At 70.3% G+C, this 23399-nt stretch carries 20 protein-coding genes and 1 tRNA gene; 7 read left to right on the top strand and 14 right to left on the bottom strand.

All coding sequences use genetic code 11. The features are described 5' to 3' along the window. Nucleotides 1-12: 12 nt before the first annotated feature. Nucleotides 13-462, bottom strand: coding sequence for a DUF5707 domain-containing protein (locus IE263_RS01040; RefSeq protein WP_189931190.1), 450 nt, complete (start codon nt 460-462; stop codon nt 13-15). 293 nt (nt 463-755) lie between these two features. Here IE263_RS01040 and IE263_RS01035 point away from each other — a divergent pair, with 293 nt between their 5' ends. From IE263_RS01035 to IE263_RS01025, 3 genes are read left to right on the top strand one after another with little or no spacing between them, the layout of a single operon-like run. Next, nucleotides 756-3086 (top strand): sensor histidine kinase, encoded by a 2331-nt coding sequence (locus tag IE263_RS01035; RefSeq protein WP_189931189.1) that lies wholly within the window; start codon nt 756-758, stop codon nt 3084-3086. Further along, on the top strand, nt 3083-3763 hold the full coding sequence (locus IE263_RS01030; RefSeq protein ID WP_189931188.1) for a response regulator: 681 nt from the start codon (nt 3083-3085) through the stop codon (nt 3761-3763). Before IE263_RS01035 ends, IE263_RS01030 begins: the two co-directional genes overlap by 4 nt. A 30-nt stretch (nt 3764-3793) precedes the next feature. Beyond that, entirely contained in the window at nt 3794-4123 is a 330-nt protein-coding gene (locus IE263_RS01025) for an SCO4225 family membrane protein (RefSeq protein ID WP_189931186.1), read from the top strand. 46 nt (nt 4124-4169) lie between these two features. On the opposite strand, the gene IE263_RS01020 is transcribed toward IE263_RS01025, so the two are convergent. From IE263_RS01020 to IE263_RS00980, 9 genes are all read right to left on the bottom strand, one after another. Further along, nucleotides 4170-5456 carry a diacylglycerol/lipid kinase family protein gene (locus IE263_RS01020; protein WP_189931979.1) on the bottom strand — a complete coding sequence of 429 codons (1287 nt, stop codon included), beginning with the start codon at nt 5454-5456 and terminating at the stop codon, nt 4170-4172. A gap of 97 nt (nt 5457-5553) precedes the next feature. Continuing rightward, a complete protein-coding gene (locus tag IE263_RS01015; protein WP_189931184.1) occupies nt 5554-6000 on the bottom strand; it encodes a DUF7144 family membrane protein in 447 nt (148 codons plus the stop codon). A gap of 31 nt (nt 6001-6031) precedes the next feature. Next, entirely contained in the window at nt 6032-6505 is a 474-nt protein-coding gene (locus tag IE263_RS01010; RefSeq protein ID WP_189931182.1) for an SHOCT domain-containing protein, read from the bottom strand. A 212-nt stretch (nt 6506-6717) separates the two neighbouring features. Beyond that, on the bottom strand, nt 6718-7407 hold the full coding sequence (locus IE263_RS01005) for an HdeD family acid-resistance protein (RefSeq protein ID WP_189931180.1): 690 nt from the start codon (nt 7405-7407) through the stop codon (nt 6718-6720). 254 nt (nt 7408-7661) lie between these two features. After that, the gene (locus tag IE263_RS01000; protein ID WP_189931179.1) at nt 7662-7859 is read right to left on the bottom strand and encodes a DUF8691 family protein; all 198 of its coding nucleotides are present in this window, start codon (nt 7857-7859) and stop codon (nt 7662-7664) included. 131 nt (nt 7860-7990) lie between these two features. Then, nucleotides 7991-8518 (bottom strand): hypothetical protein, encoded by a 528-nt coding sequence (locus tag IE263_RS00995; protein WP_189931178.1) that lies wholly within the window; start codon nt 8516-8518, stop codon nt 7991-7993. 18 nt (nt 8519-8536) lie between these two features. Then, nucleotides 8537-10180 (bottom strand): MFS transporter, encoded by a 1644-nt coding sequence (locus tag IE263_RS00990; RefSeq protein ID WP_189931177.1) that lies wholly within the window; start codon nt 10178-10180, stop codon nt 8537-8539. A gap of 279 nt (nt 10181-10459) precedes the next feature. Further along, nucleotides 10460-11473 carry an ABC transporter permease gene (locus tag IE263_RS00985; RefSeq protein ID WP_189931176.1) on the bottom strand — a complete coding sequence of 338 codons (1014 nt, stop codon included), beginning with the start codon at nt 11471-11473 and terminating at the stop codon, nt 10460-10462. 40 nt (nt 11474-11513) lie between these two features. Continuing rightward, the gene (locus IE263_RS00980) at nt 11514-12554 is read right to left on the bottom strand and encodes a substrate-binding domain-containing protein (protein ID WP_189931175.1); all 1041 of its coding nucleotides are present in this window, start codon (nt 12552-12554) and stop codon (nt 11514-11516) included. A gap of 350 nt (nt 12555-12904) precedes the next feature. On the opposite strand from IE263_RS00980, the gene IE263_RS00975 reads away from it, so the two are divergent. The 3 genes from IE263_RS00975 to IE263_RS00960 all read left to right on the top strand — a co-directional run bounded on the left by IE263_RS00975 (nt 12905) and on the right by IE263_RS00960 (nt 17587). Then, entirely contained in the window at nt 12905-13666 is a 762-nt protein-coding gene (locus IE263_RS00975) for an ATP-binding cassette domain-containing protein (RefSeq protein WP_189931174.1), read from the top strand. Between the two features lie 108 nt (nt 13667-13774). Further along, nucleotides 13775-16456, top strand: a complete 2682-nt coding sequence (locus IE263_RS00970; protein WP_229910734.1) for a SpoIIE family protein phosphatase — start codon at nt 13775-13777, stop codon at nt 16454-16456. A gap of 507 nt (nt 16457-16963) precedes the next feature. Beyond that, the gene (locus IE263_RS00960) at nt 16964-17587 is read left to right on the top strand and encodes a DUF4232 domain-containing protein (protein WP_189931173.1); all 624 of its coding nucleotides are present in this window, start codon (nt 16964-16966) and stop codon (nt 17585-17587) included. A gap of 455 nt (nt 17588-18042) precedes the next feature. Here the strand turns inward: IE263_RS00960 and IE263_RS00955 are convergent, their stop codons facing one another. From IE263_RS00955 to IE263_RS00940, 4 genes are all read right to left on the bottom strand, one after another. Then, nucleotides 18043-18702 carry a hypothetical protein gene (locus tag IE263_RS00955; RefSeq protein WP_229910733.1) on the bottom strand — a complete coding sequence of 220 codons (660 nt, stop codon included), beginning with the start codon at nt 18700-18702 and terminating at the stop codon, nt 18043-18045. 280 nt (nt 18703-18982) lie between these two features. Then, a tRNA-OTHER gene (locus IE263_RS00950) sits at nt 18983-19076 on the bottom strand. A gap of 475 nt (nt 19077-19551) precedes the next feature. After that, on the bottom strand, nt 19552-19773 hold the full coding sequence (locus IE263_RS00945; RefSeq protein WP_189931171.1) for a hypothetical protein: 222 nt from the start codon (nt 19771-19773) through the stop codon (nt 19552-19554). A 120-nt stretch (nt 19774-19893) separates the two neighbouring features. Beyond that, nucleotides 19894-20895, bottom strand: a complete 1002-nt coding sequence (locus IE263_RS00940) for an MFS transporter (protein WP_229910732.1) — start codon at nt 20893-20895, stop codon at nt 19894-19896. Between the two features lie 90 nt (nt 20896-20985). On the opposite strand from IE263_RS00940, the gene IE263_RS00935 reads away from it, so the two are divergent. Then, a complete protein-coding gene (locus IE263_RS00935) occupies nt 20986-23133 on the top strand; it encodes an FG-GAP-like repeat-containing protein (RefSeq protein ID WP_229910731.1) in 2148 nt (715 codons plus the stop codon). The last annotated feature ends 266 nt before the right edge of the window (nt 23134-23399 follow it).

Below are 23399 nucleotides of genomic sequence, written 5' to 3'. Positions count from 1 at the left end.
TCGACTGACGTGTCAGGGCGTGACGTCGAAGGCGGCGGCGCGGGGGACGAACGTCGTGTCCCCGTCCTTGGCCGTCGCCAGTGCCGAGACGTGCCACGTGCCCTTGGCCAGCTCGGCCGCCTCCCGCTTCGTGACCTTCAGCGTGTAGGTGCAGCGGGTGGTCTCGTCCGAGGTGCTCCGGCACTTGGCGTTCTCCGCCGAGCGAAGCTCCACCTCGGTCGGGTCGAGCTTCGAACTCGCGGGCCAGGCAAGGACCTTGAGGGTCCGGATGCCCGAGTCGTCACTCACGTCCACGGTGTAGGTGAACGAGCCCGCGCTGCCTTCGGACGGAGCCACGTAGCGGGCCGAGCCGTTCTCCAGGGTCGGCTCCGTGGGGGCCGAGGCCAGGGCGAGACCGCCGGCGGCCACTCCGCCGAGGGCGACGGCGCCGATGAGCGAGGTGAAGAGAATGCGCTTGGACATGGGAGGTCCCCCTGAGTTCGCTTGAGTTCGCTTGAGTTCGTCGGAGAGTCGGATACGCGGAAAGCGTGGAAGAACCGCTGGTGGAAGCAGTCCTGGAAGTGGTCGTGGAAGCGGTGGCCGACCGCGTTCTCGATGTGATCGAGCCTATGGCCGGGGGCGTGGCGTCGTCCTCGCGCTGCGGGACGATTGGCGCTTCGAACCGCAGGTAGAGCATCTGCAACCCAGGTAAGAGACCGGGATCCGCCTCCAGCCGGACTCGGGCCGCTCACCTGCGGTCATAGCCTTGATCCGCCATGAATCGAACCGACGACCGGCTGCTCCCGGTCCTGCTGATCTGCGCCCAGGCCGTGGTGTGGCCCGGGGCGGCGCTGGTGCGCGGGGCCGTCCCGCCCGCGTCCGCCCTTCTTGTGGCGGCCCTGGTCGCCGCAGTGGTGACGGCCGCACTCGCACTCCGCGGTATCCGCCCGGTGGTCACCCTCGTCGTGGTCGTCGCCGCCTGTGCGCTGGGCGCCGGCCCGCTGCCCGTCGGGGCGATGGCGGTACTCGGCACCGCGGGTGTCGCGCTGGCCCTGTTCACCGTGGCGACCGAGCGCGACGCCTTCACCGCCGTGCTGTGCGTGGGGGCGCTCGCCGTCTGGCAGCTCCTGCAGGGCATCAGCCTGCACGGGCTCAGCGACCGCAACGGACTCGACCTCGTCCTGACCGCGGTGCTGTACGCCGCCGTGTGCGGCGCCGGCTTCCTCGTACGGCGGACCCGTCGCGCGCGGCAAGTGGCCGAACAGCTGCTGAAGCGGGCCGAGTCCGAGCGCCACCGGCTCCCGGCGGTCGAACGACGCCGTATGGAAAGGGAGTTGCACGACGTCAGCGCCCACCATCTGACGGCCGTGGTGGTCACGGCGGGGGCGGCCCTCGGGCTGCGCGAACGTCGTCCCGAACTGGCCGAGGAGGCACTGGAGTTCGCGGTCGAGACCGGCCGCGAGGTCACCCGCGCGCTCGGCGCGGTACGGGCGCCGGCTGCCTCCCGCGAGGACGTGCCGTCACCGGAGGAGCGGCTGCTGGACCTGGTCGCGGGGTTCCGGCGCCTGGACCAGCAGGTGGACTGCGAGATCGACCCCCTGCCGGACGGCGCCGTCGCGGACGCGGCGTACGGCATCGTGCGCGAGGCGCTGACCAACGTGGCACGGCACGCCCCCGGTGCGCATACGAGGGTGCAGGTCCGGTACGGCGACACCCGTACCGACGTCGTGGTCACGAGCGCGGCACCGCCGGCCGGTGCGGCGGCGCACGGTGCGGGGCTCGGCGGCGGTCGCGGCCAGGGCTTCCTGCGGTCGCGAGCCCGGGAGGCGGGCGGCACCCTCACCACCGGACCGACGGCGGAAGGCGGTTGGGAGGTGCGTGCGGTCCTGCCCGGCCGGACCGCGGCACCGGTGGAGCGGTCGGTTCAGCGGAGCTACCGCCTGGCGCAGCTGACGGCCGCCGTCGGCCTGGTCGTACAGCCGCTGCTCCCGGTGCTGGTCATCCGGGCGGAGGACGCGTCGAGCGGGACGCGGGTGTCCGCGGGCGTGCTCTTCGCGCTGCTGGCCACGGCACAGGCGGTCGCACTGCTGTGGCTGCGCCGTGCGCCCCGCGCGGCCCACGGAGTCCTGTTCGGGCTGGCCCTGCTGTGGCCGGTGGCGATGGCCACGGGCGACTACACCGGCCCGGTGGTCCTGCCCCCTGCGCTGAGCCTGCTGGCCACCTGCGCGGCGCTTGCGGCGGACGCCGCCCGTCCGGCAGTCGGTCCGTCCCTCGCCGAAGACCGCCCGCGCCTTCCCCTGCCGGCCCTCCCGGTCGCCGCCGTGGCAGCGCACGCGGCGGCCGCGACAGCAGCCGTCCTCGATCGGGGCACCACAGTTCCGGTCCTGGCGGTCGTCGCGGGGACGACGGCCGCGGCGTCCCTGGCGGTCGGCGCGGCCCGCTGGGCCGGAGCCCTGCGCGGGCGGCGCGACCGGGCCGCCCGGGGCACCCAGGACGAACGCCTCGCCACCTGGACGGAGGAAGCCGTCCGAGACGCCTGGGCCGAACGTCGCCGTATAGCCGCCGGCCTGGAAACCACCGTCCTGGCCCGCACCGCCGACATGGTCGCCGAGGCAGAGGCGGGCCGGCTCGACGCGACAGCGACCCGCGCCCGTGAGGCCCTGGCCGCGATGCGCGCCCTGCTCGACACGGTTCAGGAGGCCGAGACCGGGCCCGAACTGCGGCCGCAGCCCACCCTCCAGGCGCTCGACCTGCTCGCCCACCAACTCCGGGCCACCGGCCGCGACATCGAGATACGGCTGACCGACCGCGTACCGGAACGACTGCCCACCGCCGTCGACCTGGCCGCCTACCACGCCGCCGAGACGGTGCTCGCGGTCGGCGGCGAGGAACCCGCGGTCCTCGAACTCGACGCGGACGACGATACGTTGACGATCACTGCCACCGGGGTGCCCCGCGCCGCCGACCCCGGCGTACGGGAGCGGCTGACCACCCGGGTCTCGGCACTCGGCGGCACCCTGACCACCGGCCCGCAGGGCACTGTCCGCCTCCGGCTGCCACTCGCGGTCGCGCAGGACGACTCGGACAACGAGGAAAGGCAACGATGAGCCTCAACGTGCTGGTCGTCGACGACCAGAGCATCGTACGGGCGGGGTTCGCCGCCGTGATCGACGCCGAGGAGGACTTGACGGTCGTCGGCGAGGCCGCCGACGGCGCCGCCGCGGTACGGCTCGCCGAAGAGCTGGCACCCGACGTGGTCGTCATGGACGTACGCATGCCCGAACTGGACGGCATCGCCGCCACCCGCATCATCACCGGCCGGGAGAACGCGCCCCGTGTCCTCGTCCTGACCACCTTCGACCTCGACGCGTACGTCTTCGACGCGCTGCGCGCCGGCGCCTCGGGCTTCCTCCTCAAGGACGTACACCCCTCCGAACTGCTGCAGGGCATCCGGGTGGTGGCGGCCGGCGAGAGCGTGCTCGCCCCGTCCGCGACCCGCCGCCTCATCGGCCACTACGCGTCCGGACCGCCCGCCGCGGTCCCGGCCGGGAGCTCCCCCGAGCTGGACAGCCTGACCGGCAGCCAGCGGGGCGTCCTCACCCTGGTCGCGTCCGGCCTCACCAACGCGGAGATCGCCGAGCAACTCGGCATCACCGTGGGCACCGTGAAGTCCCACGTGAACGCTCTGCTCCGCAAACTCGGCCTGCGCGACCGCGTACAGGCGACGATCCTCGCGTACGACCTCGGCCTCGCCCGCCCTAACCCACCCGGCACCCACCTCTGACCACCACGACGCAACCAAGGAGTCCGTCCCGTGACCGGTACCGATCACGATTCCGTCAAATCCGACTTCCGCCGTGTACGCGACCACCTCGGCGTCGTCGGCCTCGTCTACCTCGCGGTCTGTGTCGTCCTGCTCGTCTGGGCGCTCATGGCGACCGAGGGCGACAGTTCGGGCGAGTCCATGGCGGGCGTCATCCCACTCCTCGCCACCGCCCCCGCCAGCCTCGTCTACCTCGTGTTGCCGGACAACCAGGTGATGTTCATCAGCGCCGTCGCTTTCGGGGCCGAGGTCAACGCCGAGATCATCGGCTGGTGCACCCGCGCACTGCGCCGCGGCAGACGCCCGGACCCGGCGTCCTGAGCCGCGGCACCTGCAGGAGACTGCTCACCGGATGCGGCTTCCCGCCTCAGCCTCCCCTTCGGAGAGCGGGACGGCCCAGTGCCAGCTGTGCCACGCGTGGCCAGTCGGCCGCCGCCCCGCTCACCCGCGGCGTACCAGGGCGGCGGCGTGGCACGCGGACCCGAAGGGCCCCGGGGGCGCTGCGGCACACGACGGGTGCCGGGAGTACGACGTGTTCGCCGTCGATGCCGACCGGGAGGGTGTCTGTGTCCGCTTCGACGACGACTTCCTCGGCGCTGAGCCGGATGAGTCCCTCGGTGTGCTGACCAGAGCGCGGACCGCGCACCATCCGTGCCGCCTGAGCGGTGTTCGTGACCCGCACGCACACCACGCCGAGCAGTCCCGAGTCCAGCCGTTCCCTGCGCCCTGGACGGGCCGCGTCGACGGCACGCCCGTAGGGGTTGTTGCTGACGAGCAGCGCCTGGAGTCCGTCGGTGTGCGTCCGGCCGGCGCGCATCCGCAGCCTGGGCGCGTCCTCGCCGGTGAGGAGGCCGGGGAGCGTCCGCAGGATCGTGTGCGTCTTCGCGTTCCGGTACGCCGGGTCGGCGACGACGGACGCGTACGTTCCGAAGGAGGCGTTGTTGACGAAGACCCGGTCCGCGGCGTACCCGAGGTCGACGCGGAGTTCGACGCTGTCGGTCAAGGCGCCCAGGGCCGCCGCCGGGTCGTCGCGGTCGAGGCCGAGATCGAGGGCGAAGTGGTTGCGGGTGCCGACGGGAATCACCACGAACGGCAGGTCGTGGTGGGCCGCGACCTCGGCCACCAGCGCCTGGGTGCCGTCACCTCCCGCCACCGCCAGGAGGTCGGCTCCCTCGGATACGGCCTGCCGGGCCAGCGCGGTGACGTCCTGGCCTCCCTCGAGCAGGACCACCCGGCAGCCCGCCGCCTGAGCCTTCTCCACCAGGTGGAAGCGGCCCACCTTGCCGCCACCGGAGCGCGGATTCATGAGGACCCAGGGGTGATGGGGCGTCTCGGCCACGGCTCGTTCGGAGGCGGTGCGCCCGTGCCCGGGCGCCAGGGCCGTACGCGCCGCCGTGACGGCCAGCACCCACAGGGCCAGGGACAGGCAGGCCACCCACAGCATGCCGTACGCGGCGTACAGGGCGAGGACAGCGACCGGTGCGGTCACCGACAGGGCCACCCCGAGGGCACGGAGCACACCGGTGTGTGCCAGGGTCCACCACACCCCGACGGCGGCGAGCGCCAGTCCGGCGATACCGACCAGCACCCACAGCACGCTCCGCAGACCGGCGGCGACGAGCGGCACCAGGATGCTCGCCAGCAGGGCGAGCATCGCGAGGCGAGCCCGTCCGGCACGGCCCTCATGCGTGCGCCCGGCCCTTCCCTCGCCCCATCCGCTCACTTCTTCGCACTCCCGGGCACGGCGTCGCTCACACGTCGTGCGGCGCGCCCTCGTACGGGTCGAAGGGATTGCCGGGTTGGACCACGCACAGGGCCCAGATGACGAAGCCCGAGATCGCGATCATCACGACCGACCAGACCGGGTAGTACGGCAGGGACAGGAAGTTGGCGATGATGACGAGCCCGGCGATGGCCACGCCGGCGAAACGCGCCCACGTCGCGGTCTGGAGCAGCCCGGCGCTGACGGCCACGGCGAGCACGCCCATGGCGAGGTGAATCCAGCCCCAGGCGGTCAGGTCGAACTTGAAGACATAGTCGTCGGTCGTGACGAAGACGGCGTCCTCGGCGATCCCCATGACGCCCCGGAAGATGTCGAGTACGCCCACAAGCATGAGCATGACGGCTGCGAAGACCGTGAGGCCGCCTGCCCATTCCTGCTTCCTCGTGGGCACCGGCCTGGTGTGTGGTGTGGTCATCTTGCCCCTCGTTTCGTGTCGTCCGGCTTGCTCAGCGACCGGACGTGGGGGTGGTGCCTCCGGCGCCCGGGCGGTCCGCCGGACCGTGGCCGGTCAGGACCAGCTCCTTCGCCCTGCGGAACTCCTCGTCCGTGATGTCGCCGCGGGCACGGATCTCGGACAACTTGGCGAGTTCGTCGACGCTCGTGGGGCGGCCCCTGCCGCCCGCGGTCTCCCTGATGTAGCTGTCGAACGCCTCCTGCTGTGCGCGCGCCTGCGCCACTTCCCGGCGGCCCATGTTCTTGCCGCGGGCGATCACATAGACGAACACGCCCAGGAAGGGCAGGACGACGACGAACACCAGCCAGCCGGCCTTCGCCCAACCGCTCAGATCGTCGTCACGGAAGATGTCGACGACGATGCGGAAGAGCAGGATGAACCACAGGATCCACAGGAAGAACCAGAGCATGGTCCAGAAGGCGCTCAACAGTGGATAGTCGTACGCCAGGTACATCTGCGCGCTCATGTCCGTCCTCCGTCCAGGGCGCTCGCCCGGCAGCGGTTCTGGTGCCTTCAGCGTGCGCACGGCAATCACCGGGCGGCCTCACCCGCCGCGGGTGAGTTCATCCGTGCTCTCCTCGTCGTATGCGCCGCCTCTGCCGCGCCTGCCGTGCCTGCCGTGCCTGCCGCACCGGTCCGGGGCCTCTGCCGGCACCCGTCGGAGCGGCGGACACGCTGTCAGACCGTCGCGGCGGGACTCTCCGGGCCCGTGATGTGCCTCCTTCGGAGGGCGGCCCGCCACGCGAGCGCCACGGCCACCTCGGCCAGGCCGAGCAGGACGAGCCACAGGCCGAGCAGCCGGGTCAGGGCACGGGCCGATTCCGTCGGCAGGGCGAGCACCACCACTCCCGCGACGATGCCGAGCACGGCGACGGCCAGAACGACGCCACGGTGTGGCAGTTCCTTGGCGGCGATGGCCGTGTGGAGGGTGAGGATGCCGGACACGAGCCAGACGAGCCCGACGATCAGTGAGAGCGCGGCGATGGTCTGCAGCGGGTTCCGCAGGCACAGCACCCCCGCCAGGATGTACAGCACGGCCAGGAGCAAGCCCGCGAGCCGTTCACCGTGGTCCTCCCCGGCGAAGACGGCCACGAACCGGAACGCCCCGTTCACCAGCAGGTACAGGCCGACGAGGACCGCCAGGACGTGCAGGGTCTGGTCCGGCCAGACCAGTACCAGGACGCCCGGCACCAGCGTGGCGACCGCCGAGCCCAGGATCCAGGTCCATGAACGGCCGAGACGCGCCAGTACGTCCGCGGGGTCGCCCACTGGGCCGAGGCCGGCCTGGTCGCCCACCGGGCCGGGGGCAGCCCCGCCGGGCACGTGTTCCGGTCCGGTAGGCGGTTCCGGACCACGCGACATGGTCATGGCTCCTCCTCGCCTGATCGAGCGATGCGACCGGACCGCCGACGGGTGCCGGCGGGGCGGTGCGCGGGGACCTGACCGCTTCAGCGTCCCGCGCGCCGCGGACCACCGGGCCACCCACGATGGGTGATCCGCCCGTCCCGCGCGTCGCGAGACGGGGCGCAGTGACCCGTCCCGAGGTAGTGCCGGCGTTCGGTGCGGGACCACGGACCGCGCATCGGCCCGGTGCGTGGACCGCCACTCGCGGGCCGACCCGATCACTCCGGCAGCTGTCGCATCTCCACGACGCGCAGTCCCAGCGACTGGCAGCGCGCCAGCAGCCCGTACAGGTGCGCCTCGTCCACGACAGGGCCGTACAGGACGGTCTGGCCGGACATCACCACGTGACCCAGTTCCGGGAATGCCTCGGCCAGCGTTTCCGACAGGTGCCCGTCGACGCGGATCTCGTAGCGCATGAGCTGTTCTCCCACGAGGACCTGGGGACAGGTGGACGGCGCCTTTCTCTGCGATGGTCCGTCTCGGCGCCTCACCGGGCCTCACCCGGTACAGGTGACCCGTCGCCCGGCACACGGACGGCTGACCCGGGTCAGTGCTTCAGGATGATCTTGAAGGAGATGATCAGCAGACCGAGCAGCAGATTGACCGAGGCGGTGGCGGCCACGAGACGCCAGGAGGCACCGGCGTGGCGAGCCGCGGCCGCGGACCAGCCCACCTGCCCGGCCACGGCGACGGACAGCGCCAGCCAGAGGGTGCCCTGCACGTCCAGGCCCAGGAGCGGGCTGACGGCCACCGCGGCGGCCGGCGGCACGGCGGCCTTGACGATCGGCCACTCGTCCCGGCACACGTGCAGCACGACCCGGCGGTCCAGGGCCTGTTGTGCCAGACGCGCTCCGAACAGATGGGCGTGCACGTGCGCGATCCAGAACACCGCGCCGGTGAGCAACAACAGCAGCACCAGCTCAGCGCGCGGGAAGTCCCCGAGAGTGCCGGCACCGATCACCACGGAGGCGGCGAGCATGGATCCGTAGACGCCGCCCGTGTAGTCCGCATGGGCCCGGCGGGCCCGGCGTTCGGCACTGCGCGCCGAGGCTGTGGCGGGGTGGGTCCTGAACACCGGTGCCTCCCTCCGCGCTCAGCGCTTCGATCCGATGTGCTTCTGTCCGCTCGCTCCGGGCGGAGCATCGGCGTTCGGCTGCCGCGGGCGGCTCTCCCGGCCGGTCGGCAGGTGCGGTGTGACCAGGAAACTGGCGAGAGCGATGCCGCCGGTGGCGAGGATCGCCGCCTTCAGACCGTCGAGCTGCGCCGCGGCGTACGAGTCCGTGACGGCGTCGACCTCGGACGGGGGCAGCCCGGCCCGCTCGGCCGCCGAGCGCACCTGCTCGGTGGCCACGAAGGTGACCCCGGCTTCGAGAGCGACACCGGCCTGCGTACGGGTCTCCTCCGACAGCCGTGGGTCGTCCGCCACCTGCGTGGTGAAGGCGTGGGCCAGCGCGCCGATGAGGATCGACCCGATGAGCGCGGTCCCCAGCGCGGAGCCCAGGTTCTGTGCCGTGAACTGGAGCCCGCCGACCTCACTGCGTTCCTCCTCGGCGGCGCTGGACTGGACGACGTTGCCCAGCTGCGAGGCGAGCAGGCCGACGCCCACGCCCAGCAGGGCCATGGCCCCGGCGAACTGCGCGTCGTCGAGGACCGGGTCGATGGTGGCGAGCAGCCACACGATGGCCGCCGCCAGAGTCGCCAGGGCCACCCGGACCACCCGGCGCGGCCCCACCACCCTCCCCAGCGAGGACGCGCTGAGGGAGGTCACGAGCATGGTGACGGACACCGGGAGCAGGCGCAGCCCCGTCTCGAACGCGTCGAGCCCCTGCACCACCTGCAAGTACAGCGGGATGGTGAAGAAGAGTCCGAGCAGGATGAGGTTCTGGCTCAGCAGCGTCATCAGTCCCGATCGCAGCACGGGCCTGCTCAGCAGCGACAGGTGGACGAGGGGATCGGCGCCCCGGTCGTCCCGCCGCCGCTCCCAGTGCCGGAACACGGCCAGGACGGCCACCCCGGCTCCGATGACGAACAGCGTCGGGGCGAAGCCCAGGACGGTGAAGGGAGGGTTGCGGGGCTGCACCCATCCCCAGGTGCTGCTCTGCAGCACCCCGAGCACGCCCAGCCCCAGCCCGGCCGCCGAGAGGACGGCTCCGACGCCGTCCAGCCGGGGGCGGGGGCCGGTCCGGGGGGACTTCGCGATCACTCGGTGGCAGCACAGGACGGCCACGACGACCACGACCTCACCGGCGAAGACCAGCCGCCAGGTGAGGTACGTCGTCACCCAGCCGCCCAGCAGCGGACCGACCGCGATGCCGGCGCCGGCGAGCCCGCCGATGACGCCGTAGGCGACGGCCCGGTCCCGCCCCCGGTACGACTCCGCGACGAGGGCGGCCATGGCCGGCAGCACCATGGCGGCTCCGAGTCCTTCGATGACGGACCAGCCCAGCGCGAGGACCCACAGGGTGGGGGCCACGGCGGTCAGGGCGGACCCCACGCCGTAGACGACGAGGCCGAGGAGGAACATACGGCGACGTCCCAGGATGTCCCCGAACCTGCCACCGATGATCATGAACGCGGCCATGACCAGCGCGTACAGCGTGATGACGGCCTGGATGGCGGTGACCTCCGTGTCGAAGTCCTCGACCAGCTGACTGATGGAGACGTTCATGACGGAGGTGTCCAGAACCATCAGGAACTGGGCCGTACCCAGGACGATCAGAGCCCGCCAGTGCTTCACGGTGTCCACCTCGCCGACTCGGCCCTGGCCCGGGGACGCCGGTGGAGTCGGCCGGGCAGCGGCCGGGGCACGCCCGGCCGCCACCCCCATCGCACCCGAAGCACCCGCCCGGCGCCTCACCCGCCACGGGGGAAGCGGCGGGCACCGGAAGGCGTCCACGCCGGTGGGGCCCGGTGCACGACTGCGCCGGTGGGGGTGGCGGACACGCGCGTCGAGGCACCCTCACCACACGCTTTGGCTGATCATCCTGCCCACCAGGTGGGCGTGCGTGCGTCGGTATCAGCGTGCGCCACCTCTGCGCAGGACCTTGTCGACGCCGACCGCGACGACGACGAGGGTCCCGGTCGCGACGTCCTGGTAGAGGCTGTCGATGCCCGCCTGGGTGAGGCCGGAGCGGAGCACGTTGACGATGAGCGCTCCGATCAGCGTTCCGACCACGCTTCCCCGGCCGCCGAAGAGGCTGGTCCCGCCGATGACGACAGCGGTGATGGTCTCCAGGTTCGCCGTCTGGTAGGAGTTGGGGTCGGCATTGGGGATGCGGCCGAGGGCCTGCCAGGCGGCGATCCCGTAGAGGAGACCGGCGGTGACGTAGACCGACAGGACCGTGCGCCGCACGTTGATGCCGGTCAGGCGGGCGGCCTCGGGTGCGTTGCCGACGGCGTAGATGTGCCGGCCCCAGCTCGTCCTGGTGAGCACGTACCAGAAGAACGCGTACAGACCCAACAGCAGGAACGTTCCCCACGTGACGAGTGCGCCGCCGACGTGGACGCCTTGCCCCCAGAAGACGAGCAGATCGCTGGTCACCGGATAGCTGCGGGAATCGGAGTAGAGCCTGCCCGCGGCGTAGACGACGGTCAGTGCGCCCAGGGTCACGATGAAGGAGGGCAGGCCCAGCCGGGCCACGAGCAGGCCGTTGACGAGCCCGAGGAAGGTCGCCACGACCAGGCCGAGCAGCAGCGCCGCCGCGGGGCTGCCTCCCTCGAAGACGAGCTTGGCCATCACGATCGTGCCGAGGACCGCGATGGCCCCGTTCGACAGGTCGATGCCCGCGGTGAGGATGATCAGGGACTGTCCCAGCGCCAGAATGCCGATCACGATGGTCTGCTGCAGCACCAGGGAGAGGTTTCCCGGCGTCAAGAACGTGTCCGTCGTGAGCGAGAAGACCAGTACGGCGCCGGCCAGGGCGGCCAGGGGGCCGGCCGTCGGCGTGCGCAGCGCGTACCGCAACGCCTGCCGCAGCGGAGCGTCCGGCTCGCTCCCGGCCGCGGGGCTGGTGGTGACGGGAGATCTCATGATCCTTTACTGGTCCCTTCCACGGGTCGGCGCCCGAAGCTCATCCCCAGCAGTGCTGGAGTCCCCAGTCCGTGTTCTGGGACGCCAGTCCCTGCACCGGCTTGTCGGTGATGAGTTCCGTGCCCGTGTCCGTGAAGCCGGACGGTTTCCTCCCGCTCTTGGTGAACTCGATGACCGCGGCCACACCCCGGTCGGCCATCCTGACCGGGAACTGCATGACGGTGGCCGCGTAGTGGCCGGATCTGACGGCCCGTACGCCGTCGCATCCGCCGTCGATGGTGCCGATGGTCACCTGCCGGGTGAGGCCGCGTGCGGCGATGGCAGCGGAGGCGCCGTCGGCCACCGGTTCGTTGATGGTGTAGACCGAGTTCACGTCGGTCGTGCGCTGCAGCAGGTTCTCCGTCGCGGTCTGCGCCCGGTTGCGGTCGCCGTTGGTGTTCGCCCGCCCGCGGATGACCGGTGAGTCGTCCTTGATCCCGAACCCTCTGAGGAACCCGTCGTGGCGCTGCTGACTGACCGAGGACCCTTGCGTACCGTCCAGCATGATCAGTTCGGGGGGCCGGTCGGCGAGCACGGCCCTGACGTAGGCGCCCTGGAGGCGTCCCGCCTTGAAGTTGTCGGTCGCGTACGTGGCGTCCACGGCGTCTTCCGGGTCCGTGGCACTGTCCAGCGCGATCACCAGGATGCCCTGCCGCCGGGCTTCCGCGATGGCGCCCAGGACCCCCGTCGTGTTCGACGGCGTGATCAGGATTCCCTGCACGTCGCGGGCGATGAGGCTCTCCATCGCGGCGACCTGGCCCTCGTTGTCGCCGTCGAACCTGCCGGCCAGGGCGATGAGCTCGGCGCCGTTCTTCTTCGCCGCGTCCGCGGCGGCCTTGCGCATGGTCACGAAGAACGGATTGGTCTCGGTCTTGGTCACCAGACCGATCGTGACCTTCCGTGTCCCGCCACCCCCCGTGGAGTCCTGACTCCCGCCGCAGGCGGCGGCGCCGAGCAGCAACGTGCCCACCAAGAGGACCGCGGCCCCCTGCCGGGGGCGCCGTGGCCGGCTGCGCTTGCGGACGGTGTGACGGTGTGCCATCGGTGACACCCTCCTCCGGCAGGGTCCAACGTCGTGGAAGCCCCCGTACCTCACATATGTGTCCAGATTGTTAATGAATATGGCATTTTGCCCTTCAATCTCCTCTTCAACGGCCTCAGCGGCCCGCGGCGTGGCGCACTGTCGTCGAGGCACGCTGTGCCGCGCCCGGCCGCACCGGCACCGGCGCCGGCACCGGGCTGAAGGTTGCGGCCGTGCCACGAGGGGCGAAAGATGGTGATCTGCCAGGGAAGGTCCTGATCCTGTCATGGGGTACCGGACTCGCCTGTGATCAGGGCTCCACCGAGGCGGTGCGGCGGCACCCGTGATCGGGAGGAGAAGGTGAGATTCGCGTGACTGGGCCTCCCCTGCTTTCGCTGCGCGGAATCTCCAAGCGGTTCGGCGCCGTCCAAGCCCTGAAGGACGTCGACCTGGAGCTCCGCGCGGGGGAGGTTGTCGCCCTACTGGGCGACAACGGTGCCGGTAAGTCCACCCTCATCAAGGTCATCGCCGGTGTCGACCCCGCCGACAAGGGCGTCATCGAGTGGGAGGGCCGGGCCGTCCATATCAGGACGCCCCAGATCGCCCAGCGTCTGGGCATCGCGACCGTGTACCAGAATCTGGCGCTGTGCGACGCCCTCGATGTCGCCGAGAACCTCTTCCTGGGACGGGAGCGGCGGTGCGCCGGTGTCCGGGGCCGCCTGTTCCGGTTGATGGACAACAGCGGCATGCGTGGGGAGGCGCGACGGCAGCTCGACGCACTGGGCATCCGCGTCCCCGACGTGCGTGCTCCGGTTGCTTCACTGTCCGCGGGTCAGCGGCAGACCGTGGCGATCTCCCGCGCACTCCTCGGCCGGCCGAAGGCCGTCCTCCTGGACGAGCCCACCGCGGCGCTGGGCGTCTCTCAGGCCAGCCATGTCCTGGACCTCGTCGACGAGCTCCGTGAGCAGGACATCGGAGTGATCCTCATCAGTCACAACCTGGGAGACGTCAAGGCTGTGGCGGACGAGGCGGCGGTGCTGCGGCTGGGCCGCAACAACGGCTTCTTCCATGTGCCGACCACACCGCAGGACAGGATCTTCGCCTCCATCGTCGGCGCCACGGGCAATGACTGACGTCTGTAGTGACTGATGTGGTGGCAGAGGCGATGGATTGTCGGCGGGCACGGACGGCTCCCCTGCACACCCGTGACTGAGCGGGGTGAGCAATGTTAGAAAGGCCGGATGGAAGACCGCTTTGCCCGAGTTCGGCATGTATCGCCGCTGTGGTCACTGGTGCGAAAGAACACGCGAAGCGTCGCGGGGCAGATATTCCTCCTGCAGGTGGCGCTGGTGGTTCTGCTCGTGGCATTCGCCGTCTTCTCCCTTGTCCTGCAGTCACAGCGGCACACCAACGCCGAGGCCAAACGGAGATCCATAGCCGTCGCGCAGACTTTCGCGCATTCCCCAGGCGTGCTGTCCGCGCTGCAAGCCCCCGATCCCGCGAAAGTCCTGCAGCCGCTGACTGAGGCGGGACGCAAGTCCGCGGGCGTCGACTTCGTCGTGGTGATGGACACGAAGGGGATCCGCTACACCCATCCCCTGCCGGACCGGATCGGGAAGCGGTTCGTGGGAAAGATCGAGCCGTCGCTGGCGGGGAAGGTCTATACCGAAAGCGTGCACGGCCCCCTCGGGGAAGAAGTCCAGGCGACCGTGCCCATCCGGAACACCCAGGGCCACGTGATGGCCCTCGTCTCTGCCGGGCTGAAAGTCAAGAACGTGACCAGTCTGGTGGACCGGCAGATACCGATCATCCTGACCGCCGGAGCGGGCGCACTCGGAGCGGCCACCGCCGCCACGGTGATGGTGGGCAGGCGGCTGCGACGACAGACTCACAGCCTGGCCCCGAACGAGATGACCCGCATGTATGAGCACCACGACGCGGTGCTGCACTCCGTGCGCGAAGGGGTGCTCATTGTCAATGACGAGGGGCGATTGCTGCTGGTGAACGACGAGGCCAGGCGACTCCTGGAGCTGCCCCCGGACGCAGAGGGCAAGCATGTGTCCCAGATACCGACCCTCGGACCTGAAATGGTGTCGTTGCTCAGCTCCGGCCGCGAGGCCACTGACGAGGTGCACCTGGCCGGCCCGCGGCTGCTGGTGGTCAACCAGAGGCCCACGGATTGCGACGGAGGTCCCAAGGGCACCGTTGTGACGCTGCGCGATTCCACGGAGCTGCGGGCTGTGTCCGGCAAGGCCGAAACCACAGGTGAGCGGCTGAAGCTGCTCTACGACGCCGGACTGGGCATCGGCACCACCCTGGACGCGATCCAAACGGCCGACGAACTCGCCCGGATCGCCGTCCCTCGTTTCGCCGACTTCGTCACCGTGGACCTGGCCGACGCCGTGTTGCACGGCGAGGAACCGGCGACCACGGCAAAGGGAATGCGACGCGTTGCCGTATGCGGTATCCGCGACGACCAACCGCTCTACGAGAAGGGCCGGCTGATCGACTTTCTGCCCTCCACGCCCCAAGCACGCGGCTACGGCACCGGCCGCTCGGAACTGGTGGCCGACCTGTCCACCGCGACGGGCTGGCATCTGCAGGACCCGGAGCGGACCGAGCAGATAGTGGACTACGGCATCCATTCGCTCATAGCGGCTCCGATCCAAGCCCGTGGTGTCGTGCTGGGCATGGTCAACTTCTGGCGCTCCAAGGAGCACGACCCCTTCGACCAGGAGGAGCTCTCACTGGCGGAGGAACTGGTGGCTCGTGCCGCGGTCAGCATCGACAACGCCCGCCGGTACACGCGCGAGCACGCCCTGGCGGTCACCCTCCAGCGCAGCCTGCTGCCGCGAGGCCTGCCCGAGCAGAGCGCCGTCGACGTCGGCTACCGGTATCTCCCGGCCCAGTCGGGTGTGAGCGGGGACTGGTTCGATGTGATTCCCCTGCCAGGCAGCCGCGTGGCCCTGGTCGTCGGTGACGTGGTCGGCCACGGCCTGCACGCCGCTGCGACCATGGGGCGGCTGCGGACCGCGGTGCACAACTTCTCCACGCTCGACATGCCGCCCGATGAGCTTCTGAGTCATCTGGACGACCTGGTCGGGCGCATCGACCAGGACGAGGCGTGCACGGACAGCCCCGCCGCCGTCGTGGGCGCCACCTGCCTGTACGCGATCTACGACCCTGCGACGCGCCGCTGCACCATGGCACGCGCGGGGCACCTGGCTCCTGCGCTGGTCCATCCTGACGGAAACGTCACGTTTCCCGACCTGCCGCCGGGTCCGCCACTGGGTCTCGGCGGCATGCCCTTCCAGGCCGCTGAGCTGGACATCGCCGAAGGCTCCCAGCTCGTCCTTTACACCGACGGTCTCATTGAGGACCGGACCCGCGACCTCGACGAAGGAATGGAACTCCTGCGCAAAGCCCTGGCGGGTCACCCTGAGCGCGCGCCGGAGGAGAGCTGCCAGGCCGTGCTGGAATCGCTGTTGCCCGAACGCCCCACGGACGACGTGGCTCTGCTCATCGCCCGTACCCATGCGCTGCCGCCGGACCGGATCGCCGAGTGGGACGTGCCACCCGATCCGGCTGCCGTCGCCGGGGTGCGCGCCGCGGCGACCGACAAGCTCGACGAGTGGGGGCTGTCCGAACTGGGCTTCAGCATGGAACTGGTGCTGAGCGAGCTCGTCACCAACGCTGTCCGCTACGGTTGCGCGCCGATCCACATGAGGCTGATCTGCGACCGCACGCTGATCTGCGAGGTGGCTGACGGCAGCAGTACCTCGCCCCACCTGCGATATGCCGCGACGACCGACGAAGGTGGCCGGGGCCTGTTCCTGGTGTCGCAGCTGACCGAGCGCTGGGGAACCCGGTACACGCCCCAGGGCAAGGTGATCTGGGCTGAGCAGGCACTACCGAATCACTGAGACGCCGTTCGCCTTCCCACCGCGATCCGTTGGAGGTCGGCATCGCGGACGTGGACCACACCCAGCCGGCCCTCGCCGAACTCGTCGGCCGCGGCAGCCTGTACGCGCCGGCCTGGTCGAACAATGCCCGTGACGTCGCCGCCGACCATCACACCCGGACGGGAACCCGCATCGACACCGGCACCTTCCGCGCCCGCCTCGGCGTCCCCGCCCCTATGGCCGACGCCGTCGCCGCCACCCCTGACAGGAGAACGGCCGCGAGAAACACACCGCCGCCTGCACCGCCCCGCGCTGCGGCTCGCCGCCACGGATCACCGCACAGAACAGCACTGTCACAGTGTCACAGACCTGTTCGAAGACGGCTCCCTCTCGGTATGAGCGGGAGGAAGCACGGCACCCATGGGGCACGATCACCGCGACATTCCGAACCCCGGGGGGCTTCTCATGGTTTACGCAGCTCGTTCACGCCGTACCACCGCCGTACTCGCCGCTCTCTCGCTCGGCATCATGGCACTGACCGCATGCAACGGCGACGCCGAGAAGGACACGGCCGACTCGGCCGCCCCGAGTACGGCAGTGAGCCCGTCCACTGCGGGTACGGACAAGGGCGCCGGCACACCTTCGACGGCCGACCCCGGTGACGGTGCCGGCGACGGCGGGACCTCCGCCGACAGTGACAGCACCCCGCCGTCATCGGAGCCGGAGCCCGGGGCCGATGACGGTCAGGACGGAGGTGTGGGCATGTGTGAGACGACCGACCTGACCTACAACGTCACCGTCGCGTCCAGGCCCGTCAACCACGCCCTGCTGACCGCCACCAACAAGGGCAGCGCCCCCTGTCTGCTGCCGGCGAACGAGCTGGTGATCACGATTCCGGGGCTGGACGGCGCCGCCGAGCACGTAGGCCCCGACGGCAAGGACTGGATTCTGAAGGCCGGCGAGAGCGCCTATGCGGGGATCATGTTCTCCCGCGCCGACACCGCGGGCGGCAAGAGCGCCGAGAAGGTGGAAATCGCGCTCACCGCTTCCGAGAGCCCGACGACGGTGCTGATCAACGATGGCCCCGTCACGGTCAACGACGGCCAGGTCACCAGCTTTTTCGGCACCGCCGAGGACGCACTCACCTACTGATCATCACACGCAACAACAAGGCCCAGGTCTCTGACCTGGGCCTTCACCATGGAGCGGGAGACGAGAATCGAACTCGCGCTCTCAGCTGGGAAGCGACGGGGCTTGGGTGACCCCATGGCTACTGACCTGCGAGGATTCATCGCGCCGACATCGTGGCGCGGGCCCGGTCGCACCCCCGTTGACCGTGGTTGTCCGCTCATATGGGCACGGTGTGGGCCGGGAGTCGAAGAAGGGCGGGCAGAGTTTCTGTGTCAACGGGCTCTGCGCTTGGTTCGGCCGGTTCGAATGGCCGGCTCGGGGAGAGCTTCGCCGGTGCACAGTCCGACGGCGCTCCCCCTGCCTGGCGCACTTGCCGGCTTCTGGGCCGTACCTGCGATGCAGGAGCAGCCGCCGGTCGAAGGTGGTGTGGCTGAGAGCGCGGCGGGCGCCGTTGCGGCATGCCCGGTCGGCACCGGTCAGTGGAGCCGGCGGAAGAAGCCGCGGATGTCGTCGACCAGCAGGTCGGGGGCGTCGTGCGCGCCGAAGTGACTGCCGGTGTCGTACACGTTCCAGGACACGATGTTCTTGTGGTCACGTTCGGCGAACGGGCGGATCGACTGGAAGTCCCAGGCGAAGTTGGCCAGCCCGAGCGGCACGGTGGTGGGTTCGGTCGGCTTGTCCACCGCGTGGAGGACCTCGTAGTAGAGGCGGGCCGATGATGCGGCGGTGTTGGTCAGCCAGTAGATCATGGTGTTGGTCAGTACGTAGTCCGGGTCGAGGTTCGGCCCGAGCAACTGCGCGTTCCAGCCCAGCTGCCCCACCGGCGAGTCCGCCAAGGCGTGGGCCAGGGTCTGAGGGGCAGTGGACTGCAGCTTGTCGTACGCGCCGCCGTTGTCCATCCACCACCGCAGGAACTCGACCTTCTTCCGGTCCTCCTCGGACAGGCCGTCCAGCTCGGCCGGGTCGCCGGACGGGAACGAGAAGATCTGGGTGACGTGCACACCGATCACGTGCTCGGGATCGCAGCGGCCCACCTCGGGGGAGATGAGCGAGCCGGCATCGTTGCCGTGCGCGCCGTACCGCTCGTACCCGAGGCGGGGCATCAACTCGGCCCACGCCTTCGCGGAGGCCGGCATCGATCTCGTGCAACGAACCGTGCGGTTGCAGCAGACCACCCAGGGTTCAGCAGCCCGACGGTCGGCGTAAAAACGGAAGTGTCATTCCGATCGCTGCGAGTCGACGGGAGCTTCGTCGCTGTGCACTCGGACGGAACTGTTGCCACCCGTCTGCTGCTGGGCGCGCATCGCCGCCCACTGCCCCGCCATGACGACCAACGTTCTGGCACGAATCTGGCACCCGGCGAGTGATCGCCAAGCACAGCAAAAAGGCCCGGGTCTCTGACCTGGGCCTTCTTCATGGAGCGGGTGACGAGAATCGAACTCGCGCTCTCAGCTTGGGAAGCTGCATGGCCAGAGCGGCGGAAGGTGTCGACTGCGGTCTCGGCACCCGCCTGCTCAGACGCGGGTCCGACACGCTTTCCAACTGTGTTGGTGGGATGGTGGGCTGCGTGTCGGGGCGTTCACCTGCGTTCATGGGCGGTCGGCTGGGTGAGGCGAGTCCGGCGTGCGGTCCTCTCCGAACGGCCGTGAACGCGACCGAACGAGACGGAAACCGAGACGGCCGCACTCCTCACCGCAGCACCGCAGACAGCCCGCGGGTAGCTGTCGAACCCACCGCTAGGCAGCCTTGGGCCGCGCCGCACGCGTACCCGGGGCGGCCTCCTGTGCATCCTCGGACCAGAAGATCTCGTCTTCTCCGAAGTCCGGGGCCTGGAAGGGGTCTGTCGTCGGAGGCGGTGATACTGCAGTGGAACGGCGGGGCTGCCCTTCCAGCGCGGAGAACAGCGACGTCGGGTCGATGAGAGGTCTGCCTTTCGTTACAGGTCCCTGATGGGGCCTGGCGTGCCGTGACCGGGCACAGCGGTCCTACAGCTTGGTCATCTTGGCGTACGGGCTCAAGATCCGCATGCGCGCCGAGCCGAAATCCACGAGCGCCGCGATTCCGTCCTCGATGCCGATCACCCGGCCGAGGCCGTACATGTCATGTGTGACCTGGTCGCCCAAGGCGAAGTGCTTGGGAGCCGGTGTGACCGGGGCCTTGAAGGGGCTGGTAGGCAAATGACGCTTCGGTGCCGCAGGCTTTGTCATAGCTCAGTATGAGCCTACATGTGTCCCTCTCGCTGTGGCCGTCGGCACAGAACCGGACGGGAACAACCGCGTCACGCCACTGACCTGGTGCCGAGCAAGAACTGAGGACGGTACGGCGCCTCACTCCGGGGACGCGGCCGCGCTGCGGCCGGCCCTGCTCACCGCGAGCAGGGGGAGGATGGCGAGGGCAGCGCCGATCCACAGCACGCTCGTGGTGGCGATGCCGTCGACGGCGAGGCCGCCGAAGAGCGCGCCGAGCGCGATGGACAGGTTGAAAGCGGAGACGTACAGCGACGAGGCGGCCTCGCGGGTGTCCGGTGCGGCGTCGAGGATCCAGGTCTGGAAGGTGACCGGTACCGCGCCGTAGCCCAGGCCCCACAGGAGCATGATGAAGCCCGCGGTGACGGCGCCTGTGTCGACGAGCGCGAGCATCACCATGGCCACGGCGAGGAGCACGGAGATGCACACGACGGTCTGCCGCAGCTGTTTGGCGATGAGCGCTCCGGCGATGAAGTTGCCGCAGATGCCGGCGACACCGAAAGTCAGCAGCAGCGCGCTGATCATGTTGTCGTCGATTCCATCGCCTTGGAGGATCGGCCGGACGAACGTGTAGGCCAGGAAGTGGCCGGTGATCACGAGGAAGGTGATGGCGATCCCGGCACGTACTCCCGCGTTGTCCTTGAAGACCTTTGGCAGGTCCGCGAACGTGATGGTCTGTTCGGCCGGCACCTTCGGCATCAGGAAGATCATGCAGGCCAGGGAAGTCAGCCCGAGGATGCCTACGGCGGCGAACGCGGTGCGCCAGCCGCTGAGGTCACCGATGATCGTGCCCGTGGGGACGCCGAGGACGGACGCGGTCTCGACGCCGCCGAAGATGACGGCGGTGGCCCGGGGGATGTGCTTCGTGGGCACCAGTCGCAGCGCTATGCCGCCGGCGAGGGACCAGAAGCCGCCGACGCTGATGCCGATCAGGAAGCGGGCGACCAGGACGATCGCGAAGCTGGTCGCGAAGGCGGAGGCCAGGTTGGCCGTGCCCACCAGGCCGATCAGGACCGCCAGCACGATGCGGCGGTCGATTCGGCCGGTGGCCACGGTGACCAGGGGCGCCGCGACGGCGGCCACCAGGCCCGGTCCTCCCTCGGCGCCAAGGACGGCAGCCTGCCCGCCTGGCGGGTCGACGCGCTCGCCGCCGACGGCTCGACGACCGCGACCGTGCTGGCCCGCTCGCAGAGCCTCTCCCTCGCCGTCCCCACCCCCGACGGCGGCCTCCTGGTGCCCGGCAGCGGCTCCGACACCGCCGACTGGGGAGTGAACCTGGTCCGCGCGGGCGCCGCCGGCACCCCCGTGGTCCAGAAGGTAGCCGCCTCCGTGCTGAACCCGGTGGCCGACCCGGTGCAGGCGCTCACCCTGGACAACGGCCGGCTGACCGTGACCGAGCACGACCACGACCTGGGCGGCACGTACCTGTACAGCCGGACGATCGGCACCACCGGCGACACCCTCACCGTCGGCTCCCGCACCAACCACGGTGTCAGCACCGACCCCTGGCCCCACCTCGTGGGCACCGGGGACGGTCGTACGGTGATCTGGAACGAGTGGTACGGGCAGGGCGACCCTGTCCCCCGGGTCCTCCAGCCGAAGGGCACGCTGCCCGGCACGGCGATCGACTCCCGGCGCAACTACGTCCGCGTGTGGGACGCCGAGGGCCGGTACGCCGCGATGGCCACCGAGTACACCGAGGAGGCCGGGTCCGAGACGCGGGTCGTCGACCTCGACACCGGCGCCACGGCGCTCACCTCGGCGCAGCACGGCCGGACGATGTGGGGCACCACCCTGTGGATGCCGGACGGCAACGACGCCGTCGCGACGCCGGTCGATGTCCGCACCGGCACCAAGGGCGAGTCGGTGTGGCTCGGCCCGAAGTGCGGCCTGGAGGACCTGGAGGCGGTCGGACGCTGGCTGCTGTGGACGTGCTCGGGGTCGGGCCTGAACGAGAGCCAGGGCGTCTACGACACCGTCACGAAGACCAAGCTGACGCTCACACAGGGTACCTGGGAGACCGCGAAGCTCGGCGACGGCTTCGTCGTCATGGACGTGGACGGCGAGCTGAGGGTGACCGACGTACGCGGCGGCACCCCCGTGACACACACGGTGGGCACCGTCCCGGCCGGGCAGCCCTGGGACGTCGACCCGTACACCGGCCTGATCGCGTATGTCGACGACAAGGAGAACACCCACCTGGTGCCCAGCGGTGTCCCCGTCTCGGCCCTGTCCCAGCTCGACTCCTCCGTCGCGGGTTCGGTCGACGTCAAGGGCGGCACCGCGCCCTGGAGCCCCAGGTGGTGGCTGTCGAAGCCGGCCGCCTCCTGGACACTCGTGCTCAGGAACAAGGCCACGGGGGCGACGGTGCGCACCCTGTCCGGCGGCACGGCACATGGCGTGCTCCAGCCGTCATGGAACGGCAAGGACACGGCCGGCAAGCTCGTCGCCAACGGCGCCCACACCTGGACGCTCACCGTCACCCCGGCCGACGGCCAGGGCGCGGCCCTCACGAAGACCGGCACGCTCAAGGTCACCGGCGCGACCCCGGTCCGGCGGGACTTCGCCACGGCGGACGGCTTCGGCGAGGTGCTCACCCTCAACGCTTCGGGCGCGCTGACGTACCAGTACGGCACCGGCACCGGGTCCCTGACCGGCAAGAAGACGGGCTCCGGCTGGCCGACGAGCGCGAAGTTCGTGCCGTACGGCGACCTGAACGGCGACCGGTGCAACGACGTTCTCGTCCGCTACAGCAGCGGCGCGCTGCGTGCCTACCGGCCCGCGTGCGGGGCGGCGGTGACCCCGTCGACGGCGTACACCTCGCTGGGCACGAGTGGCTGGACGCAGTACGACGTGCTGACCTCACCGGGGGACCTCAGCGGTGACGGCCGCGCGGACCTGATCGTCCGTCAGACCTCCACCGGGGACGTCTACCTCTACAAGGCGACGAGCGCGGGGAAGCTGTCGGCGCGGACGAAGATCGCGTCCAGGTGGACGGGCTACAAGAAGATCGTGGGTGCCGGCGACCTCAACGGCGACGGCCACGGCGACCTGCTGGCTCAGGACAAGTCGAACGAGCTGTGGCGCTACGACGGCACCGCGGCGGGCAAGTTCAAGAGCCGGGTGAAGATCTTCAACAACTGGGGGGCCTCGTACAACGTCATCGTCGGCGTGGGCGACATCACCGGCGACGGCAAGGCCGACCTCGTCTCCCGTGACACCTCCGGTGCCCTCTACCGCAACAACGGCAACGGCAAGGGCTCCTTCGGCAGCCGCACCAAGCTCGCCACCGGCTGGCAGAGCTACAAGGGCGTGTTCTGATCAACGCCACACCCCCCCTTCCGACCGGCGGGGCGGACGCCCGCTGTGGGGGAGCGAGGGGGGCACACCCGCGGGGGGCTTCTGCTCCCTGCGCATGAGGCAGCCACTGCGCAACTCTCCGTGGTGAACAGGCAGTTCAACGCAGCTGCAGGAGCTGATCGAGTGCGAGGTCCCGGTCCGGTCAACGTTGCCGGCTGGGGTCGTGTGTCCCTCATGCTGGAGGTGCTGCCAGGATGACTTGCCCTTCAGCTCCATGCCTATCGGGT

It is taken from the genome of Streptomyces aurantiogriseus, assembly GCF_014649375.1.
Classification (GTDB): domain Bacteria; phylum Actinomycetota; class Actinomycetes; order Streptomycetales; family Streptomycetaceae; genus Streptomyces; species Streptomyces aurantiogriseus.
The sequence above is the reverse complement of the archived record's forward strand: the minus strand, read 5'-3'. Positions and strand labels throughout refer to the sequence as shown.